We start from the raw sequence: 14132 nt of genomic DNA, 5'->3' as shown, positions 1-14132 counted from the left end.
CTCTCAGCCCTCCGCGTTCCCGCGCTGGAAGATGACCTGCTCGGGCTCGTGCAGGACGAAACCCTGGCCGTAGTCGACACCCAGCTTGATGAGCGCGGCGACAACCGCGTCGCTGTCGACCCATTCGGCGACGATGCGCAGGCCGCGGCGATGGCCGATGTCGGTCACCGCGCGCACGATCGCTTCGCTCATCGGATCCTCGAGCATGTCGCGGATGAAGCTGCCGTCGATCTTGATGTAGTCCACCGGCAGGTTCTTCAGGTAACCGAACGAGGACATGCCGGCGCCGAAATCGTCGAGCGCGAACTGGCAGCCCACGCTGCGCAGGCGTTCTATCAAGCGCGCCACCCGCGACAGGTTGCGCACGGCGACGGTCTCGGTGATCTCGAAGCACACGCGGCGCGGATCCACCCGATGGTGTTCGAGCAGGTGGAGGATCCTGTCGGCGAGCTGCTCCTCCTCGATGCTGGCGCCCGAGAGGTTGATCGTGGCCATGCGCAGGTCCGCGCCGCTGGGATGGAGCGAATCGAAGTTGGCGATGGTGGTCTCGATCACCCAGCGATCGATCATCGGCATCAGGCCGTAGCGCTCGGCGGCGGGAATGAAGGCACCGGGCACCACCGGGCGTCCGTTCTCGTCGCGGAAGCGCAGGAGCAGTTCGATGCGGACGCCGCGTTCGGACTCCGAGGCGAGCGGCCACACTTCCTGGTACTTCAGCATCAGGCGATGTTCGTCGACGGCCCAGCGCAGGCGGTTGGCCCACTCCATCTCGCTCTGCCGGCGAGTCGCGTCATCGTCAAGGGCCGAATAGAAGTGGACGCGGTTGCGGCCGCTTTCCTTGGCCAGGTAGCAGGCGGTGTCGGCATGGGCCAGGAGGTCGTCGAGGGAGGCTTCGGGCTGGTCGATCATGACCACGCCGATGCTCGCCGATACGGTGTAGCTGGTCTTCTCCCAGGCGAAGACATAGCCGTCGATCTGGCGGCGCATGCGCTCGGCGACCTCCTCGGCCTCGCGCCGGTCGGCGATGTTCATCATCAGCACACCGAACTCGTCGCCGCCCAGGCGCGCGAGCACGTCGTCGCCGCGCAACTGCTCGCGCATCACCAGCGCGAGCTGCGCCAGGAGCTGGTCGCCGGCGATGTGGCCGGAGGTGTCGTTGATCAGCTTGAACTGGTCCAGGTCGATGTACAGCAGCGCGCAGGTGGGGCCTCCCTGGCTCATGCTGACCCGCGCGCGCTCGAGCCGGCGCTCGAACTCGCGCCGGTTGTAGAGCTCGGTCAGCATGTCGTGGCTGGCCTGGTAGCTCAGCATCTCGGTGAGCTCGCGCTGCTCGCTGGTGTCGGTGGCCACCATCAGCAACATCTGCGAGCCTTCCATCTCGGCGCGGGTGATCGACACGCTCGCCCAGAACGGCTTGTTGTGGCGCGCCCGCAGCACCGCCTCGATGTTCTCGCAACCGGCGGTGTCCGGGTCCTCGAGTTGGGAGCGAAGGTCGGGATCCTCGAACAGGGCCGGCAGCACGCCCTCGATGTGGGGTCCCAGGCGATTGCGCGCGGCCTGGTTGGCATAGCGGATCCGCCCCGTGCGGGCGTCGGCGAGCAACACGAGCGCCGGCAGCAGTTCGTTGAGCCGGCGAAAGCGCTCCTCGCTCTCGCGGTACTGGTGGCTCATCTTCCAGCCCAGTTCGAGCGCGCGCCGCCGCGTGCTCGCCAGCGAGCCGGCCAGCAAGGACAGCAGCAGGCTGACCAGCATGCCCGGCAGCAGCACGGTGTCCTGCCAGGCCGAGAGCGCCGGGCGCGGCGCGAGTTCTGCGACGGTGATGCGCCAGTCGCGGCTGCCGTATTGCACGTGGGCGTGGCGCAGGGGCGAGGTGCCGGGCGACCAGTCCAGCTCCGGATGCGAGTCGTACAGCATCAGCGGCTCGCCGCCGGTGACGTCGCTGATGCCGATGTGCAGGCCATCGCGAATGTCCGAGGGCAGCGCCCACTCGATCAGCGCCTTGACCTGGAACGACACCGCCAGCGAGCCGACGATGCGGGCACGGCGTTCGGCGACATTGGCCGGCGGCGGACCGGCGGAGAATATCGGCAGGCGAAGCGTGACGCCCTCCGGCGACTGGCCGGGCTGGTCGAACTGCACCAGCCGGAACGGCGCCGACATGATCGCCTCGTCGGTGTCGCGCGAGAGCTCGGCCGCGCGCAGGTTGGGGGGCTGCCGGCTCACGTCCAGGCCCATGAGCGCCTCGTTGCCCTTCGCCGGCGCGACCATGGTGGTGACGAAGTGCAGTTCCCCCTCCACCGGCTGCAGGCTGGCGTAGGCCAGGGCCTTCAGGCTGGGCAGGTGGGCGCGCGGCTTGAGGTTGGAATAGACGAACTCGAACTCGGCCGGCGACACCTCGCTGGAGGCCATGAACAGGGTCTGGATGGAGCGCACCATCAGGCCGCAGGTCCGCAACTGCGACAGCATCGAGGAACGGGTGCGCTCGACGACCTTCGCGAACTCCTGTTCGCGCTCCTCCACGGCGCGCACCTGCTGGATCCGGGCCAGCCAGAGCGTGGGCAGCATGCAGATGAGCAGCACGGTCAGGAAGGGCAGCCAGGCGCCTGAACGCCACGAGGGTTTCCCGCCATCCGGCACCTGCGTACTGGATGAGAATGCGTCAAAATCCCTTGACGTTCTCAAGAGGTACCTCCATGACCGCATCCGATGCCGCGATCTTATACCCACAACACCTCGCCGTACTCCAGCGGCGGGCCGAAGCTGCGATCCAGCGCAGCGGGCACGACCACCTGGTGGTGCCCAGCGGCAACCTGCACTACCAGGTGTTCGACGACCGCGACTACCCGTATGCCGTCAACCCGCACTTCAAGGCCTGGCTGCCGCTGGTGCGCAACCCCGGGAGCTGGATCGTCTTCACGCCGGGCCAGAAGCCCCGCCTGGTCTATCTCCAGCCGGACGACTACTGGCACGTGGTTCCCGAGGCCCCCAGTGGTTACTGGGTCGATCATTTCGACATCCAGGTCATACGCGAAGCCGGGCAGGCGCTGGCGCACCTGCCGGCCGATGCCGCGCGCTGCGCGATCCTCGGCGAGCCGCAGAGCGCGCTGGGCGACTACGTGCCGAACAACCCGGACAAGGCGCTCGACTACCTCCACTACCACCGCGCATTCAAGACGCCCTACGAAGTGGAGATGATCCGCCGCGCGACGGCCCGCGGCGTGCGCGCGCACCGTGCCGCCGAGCGCGCGTTCCGCGCCGGTGCCAGCGAGTTCGGCATCCACCTGGCCTATTGCCAGGCCGCGCGCCAGGACGCGAACGAACTGCCGTACCACAACATCATCGCGCTCAACGAGCACAACGCCATCCTGCATTACATGCAGTTCGACCGGCTGCCGCCGGAAGACATCCGGAGCTTTCTGATCGACGCGGGCGCCAGCCACGACGGCTATGTCTGCGACATCACGCGCACCTACGCGACCGACCGCAACGGCGAGTTCCAGGCCCTCATCGACGCCGTCGACGCCGCCCAGCAGAAGATGTGCGGCCAGGTCCGCCGCGGGATCGACTACAAGCGCATCCACCTTGACGGCCACCTGGCGCTGGCGGGCATCCTGCGCGAGTTCGGGGTCCTGGAGATGTCGCCCGAGGCCGCCGTCGAGACCGGCGTGAGCGCGGCGTTCTTCCCGCATGGCATGGGCCATGGGATCGGGCTTCAGGTCCATGACGTCGGCGGCTTCCTGGCCAGCGACGAGGGTGGGCGCATCGACCCGCCGGAGGGGCATCCCCACCTCCGCCTGACCCGCGTGCTGGAGCCGGGCATGGTGGTCACCATCGAGCCCGGCCTTTATTTCATCGACATGCTGCTCGACAAGGTCCGCCAGGGCGAACACGCCGATGGCGTCAACTGGGAACGCGTCGATGCATTCCGTCCCTACGGCGGCATCCGCATCGAGGACGAAGTGGTCTGCACCGAGGGCGACGCCCTCAACCTCACCCGGGAAGGCTTCGCCCTCCCGGCCTGAGGCGCCCAGGCGCACGCCGGGGGAGCAAGGAAAAGGCGCGGGGTTCCGCGCCTTTTCCACGAACGGCGCGGGCCGGGACTCAGGCCGCGGCCATGAAAGCCTCGATCTCGTCCGCGCTGCGGGCCAAGCCCTCGGTCAGGACCTTGCAGCCGTCGCGCGTCACCAGGACATCGTCCTCGGTGCGGATGCCGATGCCCCGCCACTTCGCCGCGACCCGGGTGTCGTCCGCGGGCACGTAGAGGCCAGGCTCGATGGTGAAGACCATGCCCGGCTCTAGCAGGCGCGACTCGCCGTCGATGCGGTACTCGCCGACGTCGTGCACGTCCAGGCCGATCCAGTGTCCGGTCTTGTGCCGGTAGTAACGCTGGTAGCTGCCGTCGGCGATGTTCTTCTCCAGCTTGCCCTTGAGCAGGCCCAGGCGCAGCAGGCCTTCGGTCAGGGTCTCGACCGCGGCCTCGTGGCCGGCGATGTAGGACACGCCCGGGCGTGCCTGCGCCAGCGCGGCGCGCTGCGCCTCGCCGACGAGGTCGTGCAGCAGGCGCTGCTCGCGGGTGAAGCGTCCGTTCGCCGGGAACGTGCGGGTGATGTCGGCGGCGTATCCGCGATACTCGGCACCGGCATCGATCAGGACCAGGTCGCCGTCGCGCACCGGCCCGTTGTTGGCGACGTAGTGCAGCACGCAGGCATTGCCGCCGGCGCCGACGATGCTGCCGTAGGCAGGCATGGCGTCGTGCGCGCGGAACACCCGCTCGATCTCCGCCTGCAGCTCGTACTCGTGCATGCCAGGACGCACCGCACGCATGGCCGCGGCATGCGCCTTGACCGTGATGTCACAGGCACGCTGCATCAGGCGCAGCTCGTCGCGGTCCTTGAACAGGCGCATCTCGTCGAGCAGGTGGCCCAGTTCGAGGAACTCATGCGGCGGTTGCGCGCCATGCCGCACCTGGGCACGGACGCGGTTCACCCAGCCGATCAGCTTGAGGTCGAATTCCTGGTCGCGCCCGAAGTGGTAGTAGACGCGCGTGCGCCCCTCCAGCAGGCCCGGGAGGATGTCGTCGAGGTCGGTGATGGGGAAGGCGTCGTCGAAGCCGAACGCCGCCACCGCGCCTTCCGTGCCGTGGCGCGGCCCGTCCCAGCCCTCACGCTCGGGATCGCGCTCGCGACAGAACAGCAGGCTCTCGCCATGCGGCCGACCGGGCACCAGGACCAGCACGGCCTCGGGTTCGGGGAAGCCGGTGAGGTACCAGAAGTCGGAGTCCTGCCGGTACGGATGAAAGGTGTCGCGGCTACGGACCCGCTCGGCGGCGGCGGGCAGGACCAGGATGGCGTCGTCGCCGGTCATGCGCATCAGTTGCCGACGACGGCGGACATGGTTGCGGTTGGGCGTGGAGAGGGCTTTCAGGCTCATCTTCGGACTCGGCGGGCGATCTCCGCACCGGAGCGGGACCGCGGGGCGAACGGCGGGCCCTGCGCGATGCCACCCGGGGCGGCTTCAGTTCAGGCGCTGGCGATGCTGGCTGGCGAGGACGCAATCGCCGTGCAACAGCAGCGCGGCCACGCGGACGAACTCCTCGATCTCGACCAGGGCTTCCTCATCCGAATCGTCACCCTCTTCCTGCGCCTGGGCGCGGGCCAGCCGCGCCAGGTCGGCCAGGGCCTCCTGCCCCTCCTCCGACAGGCTGGCCTGGGCACCCAACGCCAGGCCGAAGGCACCGACGAAGCCATTGCACCATTCGAACAGGGCGCCACTGCGCGTGGCCAGCGAGGTCTCGCCGCCGGGCAGGAGCAGGTCGAAGCCGAAGCTGCGATCGGCGAGCTGCGAAGCCGTCGCCGCCGCGAGTTGCTGCAGGGCCGAACCGTCGGCCGGCACGGGTGCGGCGGGGTCGGCGAGAACCGCACCCAGCCAGTCCGGTTTCAGGCCGCCGCCACCCGCCAGCCAGCCGCACAGGCCGCCGTGGAGTTCGGAGGCTGACACGCCCAGGGAGAGGGCACGGGCGTCGCGTTCGACTTCGCCCAGTTCGGGAAGCTCGGAAGAAGGGTCCGTCACGGGTGGCTCTTTGCGTTCGACCAGATGGGGGCAGTGTATCAATCCAAGGTGCCGTACCGGTTCGATTGGCGTCAAGGAGTGACCCTGCCTAAACTCGCTTCACGGAACCCTCACCGACAAGGCCCCTACCGATGCCACAGTGGCTGCCGCGCGCCCAGGCCCACCCGTACCGGAGCGACGCGACGCGGCGGCAGGCAACGGCGCGCGCGGCACCTGCGTTGTGGCGCTTCGCACTGGCCGGCTTGCTGGCCTTGGGCATTGTCCCGTCCGTGCAGGCCAGCGTCCGCGACTATTACTTCACCGCCCTGGGCAGCGACCGCGGACTGGCCCAGAACACGGTGCGCAGCCTGGTCGAGGACCCCCAGGGATTCGTGTGGGTGGGCACCTACGGCGGCCTGCACCGGTATGACGGCCGGCGCTTCCAGCTGTTCCAGCACGACCCGCGCGACCCGGCCAGCCTGCCCGACAGTTACGTCACCGCGCTGGCGATATCGGACAAGCGCAACCTCTGGATCGGCACCTACTCCGAGTATGTCGCCCGGCTGGACCTGACCAGCGGCGAGATCCAGCGCTTTGACGTCGCGGAGGAACCGCTGGCCCGGGCGCGGCGGCAGGTGCGCGCCCTGTTGCCGCGGCAGGGGCAGTTGTGGGTCGCGACCGGTGCCGGTCTCGAGCGCCTCGAACCGGCCACCGGGGAGCGCACCCGTCTCCTCGCCCTCGATCCCGACGACCTCGTCTCCTCGACACCGCAATCGCTGGTGGCCGATCGCCGGGGAAACGTCTGGTATGGCAGCGCTGCAGGATTGTTCGCGATCGCGGCCGATGGAGGCATTGCACGCGTCGGGACGGGAGAGGCGGTCTCCAGTCTTGCCGTCGACCACCTGGGGCGCCTGCTGGTCGGCCGCAGCGATGGGCTGTTCATCCTGGACGAAGACGGCCGCGGCCTTCGGCCCGTGTGGCCGCGCGTGGCCGCGCCTGACGCATCGACCCACGTCCTGGCCATCGTCGAAGCCCCCGACCGGCACCTTTGGCTGTCCATCGCCAACGACGGCCTGGTCCGGCTGGACCGCGCGAGCGGTCGCTGGGAGCGCATCCACGAGGACCCCCTGGTCCCGGCCAGCCTGCCCGAGAGCAACATCAACACGCTGCTGGTCGACCGCGGCGGCATGCTCTGGGCCGGCGGCTCGTTCCGGGGCGTCTCGGTCACCGATCCGCAGGGCACGCGCCTGCGCTACATCTTCGATCGATCCGGCGACGATGATCGACGCCTGGTCGCCCACAACAGCGTGCGCGCCATCCACGAGCGCGACGATGGCGAACTGTGGGTCGCCACCGACGACAACGGCTTTTATCGCTACGAAGTGGCCACCGACCGTTTCGAGCACTGGAAGGATGCACTGCAAGAAGCCTTCCCCGACGAGACGAACGCACCACGCGTGCTGTCGATCAGCGACGCCGGGCACGGCCGGATGTGGCTGGCGACCAGCAGGGGGCTGGTCCGCTTCGATCCCGCCGAACGCCGTTTCGAGACCGGCATGCTCGGCGCCTACGCCGGTACCCAGTTGCGCAGCATCCTGGTCGACCACGAGGGCGACCTCTGGCTGGGCACGCAGAACATCGGCGTACTGCACATGCGCCGCGATGGCGGCCGTATCGTCAACTACAGCCACCGCGATGGCGACGCCCGCCAGCTCAGCCACGGCAGCGTCCATGCCCTGGTCGAGGATCGCAAGGGGCGTATCTGGATGGGAACGGGCGACGGGCTGAGCCTCCTGGACCCGGCCACCGGGCAACTGCGGCATTTCCGCCATGGCCTCAACGAGCCCACCAGCCTCCCGGGCAACCTGGTGCGCGCCCTGCACCTGGACGCGCAGGGCACGCTGTGGGTCGGCACGCGCACGGGCCTGAGCCGGGTGCAGGAAGACGAGGACGGGACCATCCATTTCGATCACCCGCTGGCGGCCAGCCTGGCTGACCGGCCGGTGCCGATGGTCTTCACGATCGGCGAGAGCCGTAGCGGCGAGCTGTGGCTGGGCACCGACGGCGGCCTGCTGCGCTTCAACCCCCGCACCGGCATGACCCATGCCTACGGACTCGCCGACGGCGTCCAGGACCTGGAATTCAACGGCGGCGCCTACACCCGGCTGCGCGATGGGCGCCTGGCCTTCGGCGGCGTCCGCGGCCTCAACATCTTCATGCCCGAGGCGATCAGGCCCACGAAGTTCAACGCACCGCTGCGCTTGTTGTCCGCGCGCATCGGCACCGAATCACCGAGCGACGGCGCCACGATGTGGCAGCCACAGGCGATCGACGTGTCGGGCGACACCGACCTGCTGCGACTGCGCATCGGCGCGCTGGACTACTCGCCGGCCTTCAATGCGCGCTACCGCTACATGATGGAAGGCTTCGACCGCGACTGGATCGACAACGGCACCCAGGCCAACATCACCTACACGCGCCTACCTCCCGGCCGCTATGCCTTCCGTGCCCAGGCCACCAACCGCGACGGTGCCTGGAGCGCCTCGGAACTGCGCCTGCCGGTGATCGTCTCGCCACCGCTGTGGCGGCACCCGGCGACGCTCACCCTGCTTGTCCTGGCGGCCTTGCTGACGGCCCTCGTCGCAGGCTGGCGCTGGCGGCAATCGCACGCGCGCGAGCAGGGCTGGTTCGAACAGATACGCGAACGCGAGGAGCGCCTCAAGCTGGCGCTCTGGGCCTCCGGCGAACAGTTCTGGGACTACGACCTGGGCAATCGCCAGTTGCACTGGATGCGCGTCTACGACCAGGACGGCAACGCGCCGCAGATCAGCACGCAGACCCAGGTCAACGCCACGCACGAGATCCACGACGAGGACCTCGAACGCGTCGCCACCCAACTCAGGCGGCACCTGCGCGGCGACACGGCGCTGTTCCTGTCCGAGCACCGCTCGCGCCGGCCCGATGGCAGCTGGGCGTGGATGCGCACGCGCGGCCGCGTGGTCGAGCGCGACGCGCAGGGCCGGGCCGTACGCGTGGCCGGTACCGCCCGCGACATCACCAACAACCGGAGCGCCGAGCGGGAGCGGAGGATCGCCAGCGAGGTGCTGCGCAGCATGGCCGAGGCCGTGGCGGTGTTCGATCGCGATTTCCACTTCATCTCGGTCAACCCGGCCTTCGAACGCATGACCGGCTATCCCAGCGCGGAGGTCATCGGTCGCTCGACGAGCCTGCTCGACAGCCAGCAGCACGATCCCGCCTTCTACCAGCACATGCGCAACGAGCTCGAGCGCAATGGCCGCTGGTCGGGCGAGATCTGGCAGCAACGCAAGGATGGCAACGAGTTCCTCTGCGCGCTGCAGAGCACCGTCGTCCACGAAGCCGGCGGCCAGGCCGGCAACTACGTGGCGGTCCTGAGCGACATCACCGACCAGAAGCGCGCCGAACAGGAACTGCGCTACCTCGCCAACTACGACACCCTGACCAGCCTGCCCAACCGCGCCCTGCTCTCCGAGCGCCTGTCGCGCGCCATCGTCCGCGCCCGCCGCAACGGCCGCAAGATCGCGGTGCTGTTCCTCGACCTGGACCGCTTCAAGGACATCAACGACTCGCTCGGGCACGCCGCCGGCGACCGCATCCTGCGCGCCGCCGCCAACCGGCTGCAGCAGACCGTCGGACCCGGCCATACGGTCGCCCGCCTGGGTGGCGACGAGTTCACCGTGGTGCTCGAGGACATCGACAGCGTCGAGGACGCCGAGCGCATCGCTCGCGAGCTGCTTGACGCGTTCGAGTCTGCGCTGGACTTCGACGAGCGGCACGACGTCTCGATATCGCCGTCGATCGGCATCGCCCTGTACCCCGACCATGCCCAGGTCCCGACGGACCTGCTCAAGCACGCCGATACCGCCATGTACCAGGCGAAGGCCGCGGGGCGTCGCACCTTCATGCGCTACCACGAGGCGATGGACGTGGAGATCCGGCGCCGCGCGACGATCACCGCCGCGCTGCGCAAGGTCCTCGACCGCGGCGAGCTGCAACTGGTGTTCCAGCCCCAGCTGTCGCTTTCCGAGCAATCCATCACTGGCGTGGAGGCCCTGCTGCGCTGGACCAGCGAGGAGCATGGCCCGATATCGCCGGCGCAGTTCATTCCGCTGGCCGAGGAAACCGGGCTGATCCTCGAGATCGGCGAGTGGGTGCTCCGCGAGGCGAGCAGCCGCCTGATGCAATGGCGCGCGGAGGGCATCACCGGCCTGACGATGGCGGTGAACGTATCGGCGCTGCAACTGCTGCGCGGCGACCTGCCGCACGTGGTGGAACGGGTCCTGCGCGAGACCGGCATCCCGCCCCGGCGGCTGGAGCTGGAGCTGACCGAGAGCGTGATCATGGCCAACGCCGAACAGACCGCGAACACCCTGCGCGCCCTGCGCGACCTCGGCGTGGGCCTGGCGGTGGACGATTTCGGGACCGGCTACTCATCGCTTGCCTACCTCAAGCGCCTGCCCCTGACCTCGCTGAAGATCGACAAGGAGTTCATCGACGACCTCAGCGATGATTCCGACGACGCCGCCATCACCAGCACGATCATCACCATGGCGCACTCCCTGGGCCTCAACGTCGTCGCCGAGGGCGTCGAGGAAGCCGCCCAGATGGAATTCCTGCGCGACCAGGGCTGCGACGAGATCCAGGGCTACTGGCTGGCCCGTCCCCTGGACGCCGAAGCATGCGCGCGCTTCCTTCACGAGTGGCGCGACACCCGTGGGACGGGGCGCCAACAGGGCGCAGGCGCGGGGCGCTGAGCACGGCATCTTGACCGCCCCCCGCCCCCTGCCTATCGTGCCGGAATGGACCACGCCGATCTGCTCGCCCAACTCCAGGCCCTTGTCGCCCGCGTGGACACGCTCGCCGAGCGTACCCGCCGCCTGGGCGAGGAGAACCGCAGCCTGCGCCAGCAGCAGGAACAGCTCGTCGGCGAGCGCTCCGCGCTGCTGGCCAAGAACGAGCAGGCGCGGGTCCGCGTCGAGGCCATGATCGCCCGCCTGAAATCGCTGGAACAACACACGTGAGTCGTGCCGCACCCCTTCTCTTCCGCGCCACGGGCCCCAGCGCCCGCCGCCCCCTGCTGGGACACCGATGACACGCCCCAACACCCCGGTCAGCATCCGCCTGCTTGATCGCGAATACACCGTGGGCTGCGAGCCCGACGAACGCGACAGCCTGCTGGAGGCCGCCAGGCTGCTGGACGGGAAGATGCGCGAGGTCCGCGGCGACAACCGCATGGCCGCGCTGGATCGCGTCGCCGTGCTCGCAGCGCTCAACCTGGCGCACGAACTCCAGCAACTACGGGCCGAGGAAGGCCTGCGCGACCGCGAGCTCGGACGCACCCTGGGCGAACTCCACCGCAAGCTCGACAGCCTGCTCGACACCCCGCCCGACTAGCCGCGCCCCCCGGGGAACGTGAACGCGGTGGCCTCCGTACCGACAAGCGGCCACGCGACGGCCTCGGCTCGCGCTATACTTCCGCCACGTCCTCTGCTGTGGACGACGGCGTGCGCAAACATTCGCCTTGTCCCTTAATTGCGACCGCGGGGGCGCAACGGATTCCCGGAGTGCAGGTCCGCCACGTAGCGGAAAGCCCGACGGTCTCCCAGCGTCCCCACTTGAACCCCGGGTTCAAGGTCGTTTCGCGCGCATCGCCATTGGCGGAGGACTTTTGATCATCGCGTGCAGCGCCCTCGTGGCGCTGTTCGCACGTCTGTCTCCCGTCCGGCGGCCCGCGGTCGCCCCCGAACCGGATGCCGTTGGATGACCGAAGACCGCGAAGGCGCGCGCCGCCAGCTCCGGGAGACCCTGCGCGAGGCCCGCCGCAAGCTGCCGTCCACTGCCCGCGTGGCCGCGGCCGAGCGCCTGGCCGACGCGCTGCTGGCGCTGCCCTTCGCACCTCGCTCCGGGCCTGTCGCCGGCTACTGGGCGACCGACGGCGAGATTGCCCTGCATGCCTGGCAGCTCCGGCTGCCGCGTGACTGCATCTATTGCCTGCCCGTGCTGGGCAAGGGCCACCGGTTGCATTTCGCGCCCTGGCGGGCGGGCAGACCGCTGGTGCAGAACCGCTTTGGAATTCCCGAACCCGACGTGCCCCCCACCGAGCTGCTCGAACCCGAGGCCATGCGCATGGTCGTGCTGCCCCTCGTCGGCTTCGACCGGCGCGGGCATCGCCTGGGCATGGGCGGTGGCTGGTACGACCGCAACTTCGCCTTCCGCCGGAACGGTCCCGCGCCGCCCTGGCTGGTCGGTGCCGCCTTCGATCTCCAGCGACTCGACCACCTCGATGCCGCCGACTGGGACGTGCCGCTCGATGCCGTGTGCACCGAGACCGCCGTCCACGACCACCGCTCCCGTTCCGAGGACCCTGCATGAGCAAGCGCCGCCGCTACTGGCTGATGAAGTCCGAGCCAGACGCCTTTTCCATCGACGACCTCCAGCGGGTCGGTACCGAGCCGTGGAACGGCGTTCGCAACTACCAGGCGCGCAACTTCATGCGCGACTGCATGAGCGTGGGCGACGGCATCCTCTTCTATCACTCCAACTGCCCTACACCGGGAATCGTCGGCATCGCCACCGTCGCCAGCGAAGCCTATCCGGACGAAACCCAGTTCGACCGAAAGTCGGACTACTACGATCCCAAGAGCTCGCGTGAAGAGCCCCGCTGGCAGCTGGTCGACGTCGCCTTCGAGCGAAAGCTCGGGCGCACGATTTCCCTGGAGGAGATCAAGCAGCACGCCGATGCCTTGGGCGAGGAATTCGCCCTTGTCCGCCGCGGCAACCGGCTGTCGGTCTTCCCCGTCAGCGCCGCGCAGTGGAAGTACCTGCTCGCACTGGAATGAAGCCGCTCCGCCCGCACTCCATCGCTCCAATACCTGGAAACCGCAATGTCTGAAGCCAAGCGCCTGGCCGGCGAAAAAGCCATCGAATACGTCGAGGACGGCATGATCGTCGGGGTGGGCACGGGCTCCACCGTGGCCTACTTCATCGATGCCCTTGCGGGCATCAAGGACCGGATCAAGGGCGCCGTCTCGAGCTCCGATCAGAGTACCGAGCGCCTGCGCAGCCACGGCATCGAGGTCATGGACCTCAACGCCACCGGGCCCCTCTCCCTCTATGTCGACGGCGCCGACGAGTGCGACCCGCACAAGCGCCTCATCAAGGGCGGCGGCGCCGCGCTGACGCGCGAGAAGATCATCGCCGAGGCGAGCCGGACCTTCGTCTGCATCATCGATCCCAGCAAGCGTGTCGATGTGCTCGGCCGTTTCCCGCTGCCGATCGAGGTCATCCCGATGGCACGCAGCCTGGTCGCCCGCGAGATCGTCGCCCGCACCGGCGGCCAGCCGGTCTGGCGCGAGGGCGTGGTAACCGACAACGGCAATCTGGTGCTGGACGTCCACAACCTCTCCATCACCGACCCGGTCGGCCTGGAGGCGGACCTGAACCAGGTGCCGGGCGTGGTCAGCGTCGGCCTCTTCGCCCGTCGCGGCGCGGACGTCGTCATCGTCGGCGGTGAACCACCGACGCTCCTGTAGGCGCGCAGGCCCCACCAGTGTGTACATGACGGGCCCCGGTGCGAACCGGGGCCCGTTTCGTTTGGGGCTGGTGATGGGGATTGGGGATTTGGGATGGGTGATTTGATCCTGGTCCCGTCGCGGATGGCGAGTCACGAATCCTCCTTCAGCACCCAACGTCCAGGGCCCCAGGCTGGATTCCAGCGTTCGGTGGAATGACGGCATGGGGTATCGGCCGCCGTTGGGCTCCCCGTGCGGGCGACGAAGCCCCGAGACCGGGGACGGGTGATGGGTGATGGGTGATTTGATCGTCGTCCCGTCGCGGATGGCGAGTCACGAATCCTCCTTCAGCGCCCAACGTCCAGGGCCCCAGGGCTGGATTCCAGCGTTCGCTGGAATGACGGCATGGGGGATTGGCCGCCGGTGGGCTCCAGGAGCTGGCGACCGATGACCCATCACCCATCACGAATGACCCATCACGGCTCCAAAAAGAAGAAGGCCGGTCCCTTTCGGGGACCGGCCTTCGGTGTAAAT

10 protein-coding genes and 1 other RNA gene are annotated in these 14132 nt (G+C 68.8%); 8 read left to right on the top strand and 3 right to left on the bottom strand.

The features are described from left to right. Window positions 1-3 precede the first annotated feature (3 nt). On the bottom strand, window positions 4-2565 hold the full coding sequence (locus FKV25_RS06025; protein ID WP_141517892.1) for a bifunctional diguanylate cyclase/phosphodiesterase: 2562 nt from the start codon (window positions 2563-2565) through the stop codon (window positions 4-6). 128 nt (window positions 2566-2693) lie between these two features. Between FKV25_RS06025 and pepQ the strand changes: the two genes are divergently transcribed. Next, window positions 2694-4022 (top strand): Xaa-Pro dipeptidase, encoded by a 1329-nt coding sequence (pepQ, locus tag FKV25_RS06020; protein WP_141517891.1) that lies wholly within the window; start codon window positions 2694-2696, stop codon window positions 4020-4022. Window positions 4023-4101: 79 nt separating this feature from the next. Here the strand turns inward: pepQ and FKV25_RS06015 are convergent, their stop codons facing one another. Beyond that, window positions 4102-5430: an aminopeptidase P N-terminal domain-containing protein gene (locus tag FKV25_RS06015; protein WP_141517890.1), complete on the bottom strand. Its 1329-nt coding sequence runs from the start codon at window positions 5428-5430 to the stop codon at window positions 4102-4104. A gap of 84 nt (window positions 5431-5514) precedes the next feature. After that, on the bottom strand, window positions 5515-6069 hold the full coding sequence (locus FKV25_RS06010; RefSeq protein WP_141517889.1) for a UPF0149 family protein: 555 nt from the start codon (window positions 6067-6069) through the stop codon (window positions 5515-5517). Window positions 6070-6200: 131 nt separating this feature from the next. On the opposite strand from FKV25_RS06010, the gene FKV25_RS06005 reads away from it, so the two are divergent. The 7 genes from FKV25_RS06005 (at window position 6201) to rpiA (ending at window position 13619) form a co-directional block, all read left to right on the top strand. Next, the gene (locus FKV25_RS06005; RefSeq protein WP_141517888.1) at window positions 6201-10841 is read left to right on the top strand and encodes an EAL domain-containing protein; all 4641 of its coding nucleotides are present in this window, start codon (window positions 6201-6203) and stop codon (window positions 10839-10841) included. Window positions 10842-10886: 45 nt separating this feature from the next. Continuing rightward, complete coding sequence (locus FKV25_RS06000; protein ID WP_141517887.1) at window positions 10887-11108, top strand: TIGR02449 family protein; 222 nt, start codon at window positions 10887-10889, stop codon at window positions 11106-11108. 67 nt (window positions 11109-11175) lie between these two features. After that, a complete protein-coding gene (locus FKV25_RS05995; protein ID WP_141517886.1) occupies window positions 11176-11481 on the top strand; it encodes a cell division protein ZapA in 306 nt (101 codons plus the stop codon). Window positions 11482-11568: 87 nt separating this feature from the next. Further along, a non-coding RNA gene (gene ssrS, locus FKV25_RS05990) (6S RNA) lies at window positions 11569-11755 on the top strand. Window positions 11756-11847: 92 nt separating this feature from the next. After that, complete coding sequence (locus tag FKV25_RS05985; RefSeq protein WP_141517885.1) at window positions 11848-12459, top strand: 5-formyltetrahydrofolate cyclo-ligase; 612 nt, start codon at window positions 11848-11850, stop codon at window positions 12457-12459. Next, window positions 12456-12926 (top strand): EVE domain-containing protein, encoded by a 471-nt coding sequence (locus FKV25_RS05980; RefSeq protein WP_141517884.1) that lies wholly within the window; start codon window positions 12456-12458, stop codon window positions 12924-12926. Before FKV25_RS05985 ends, FKV25_RS05980 begins: the two co-directional genes overlap by 4 nt. A gap of 45 nt (window positions 12927-12971) precedes the next feature. After that, on the top strand, window positions 12972-13619 hold the full coding sequence (gene rpiA / locus FKV25_RS05975; protein ID WP_141517883.1) for a ribose-5-phosphate isomerase RpiA: 648 nt from the start codon (window positions 12972-12974) through the stop codon (window positions 13617-13619). Window positions 13620-14132: the final 513 nt, after the last annotated feature.

Origin of the sequence: Marilutibacter aestuarii (assembly GCF_006546775.1) — a bacterium.
GTDB classification, from domain to species: Bacteria; Pseudomonadota; Gammaproteobacteria; order Xanthomonadales; family Xanthomonadaceae; genus Marilutibacter; species Marilutibacter aestuarii.
This window is presented reverse-complemented; position numbering and strand designations above follow the sequence as displayed.

What these genes read in the sequence shown, in the direction of transcription:
- FKV25_RS06000 (WP_141517887.1), top strand. Translation starts at nt 10,887, where the DNA reads ATGGACCACGCCGATCTGCTCGCCCAACTCCAGGCCCTTGTCGCCCGC.
- FKV25_RS05995 (WP_141517886.1), top strand. Translation starts at nt 11,176, where the DNA reads ATGACACGCCCCAACACCCCGGTCAGCATCCGCCTGCTTGATCGCGAA.
- FKV25_RS06025 (WP_141517892.1), bottom strand. Translation starts at nt 2,565, where the DNA reads ATGCTGCCCACGCTCTGGCTGGCCCGGATCCAGCAGGTGCGCGCCGTG.
- FKV25_RS05985 (WP_141517885.1), top strand. Translation starts at nt 11,848, where the DNA reads ATGACCGAAGACCGCGAAGGCGCGCGCCGCCAGCTCCGGGAGACCCTG.
- pepQ (WP_141517891.1), top strand. Translation starts at nt 2,694, where the DNA reads ATGACCGCATCCGATGCCGCGATCTTATACCCACAACACCTCGCCGTA.
- FKV25_RS06015 (WP_141517890.1), bottom strand. Translation starts at nt 5,430, where the DNA reads ATGAGCCTGAAAGCCCTCTCCACGCCCAACCGCAACCATGTCCGCCGT.
- FKV25_RS06005 (WP_141517888.1), top strand. Translation starts at nt 6,201, where the DNA reads ATGCCACAGTGGCTGCCGCGCGCCCAGGCCCACCCGTACCGGAGCGAC.
- rpiA (WP_141517883.1), top strand. Translation starts at nt 12,972, where the DNA reads ATGTCTGAAGCCAAGCGCCTGGCCGGCGAAAAAGCCATCGAATACGTC.
- FKV25_RS05980 (WP_141517884.1), top strand. Translation starts at nt 12,456, where the DNA reads ATGAGCAAGCGCCGCCGCTACTGGCTGATGAAGTCCGAGCCAGACGCC.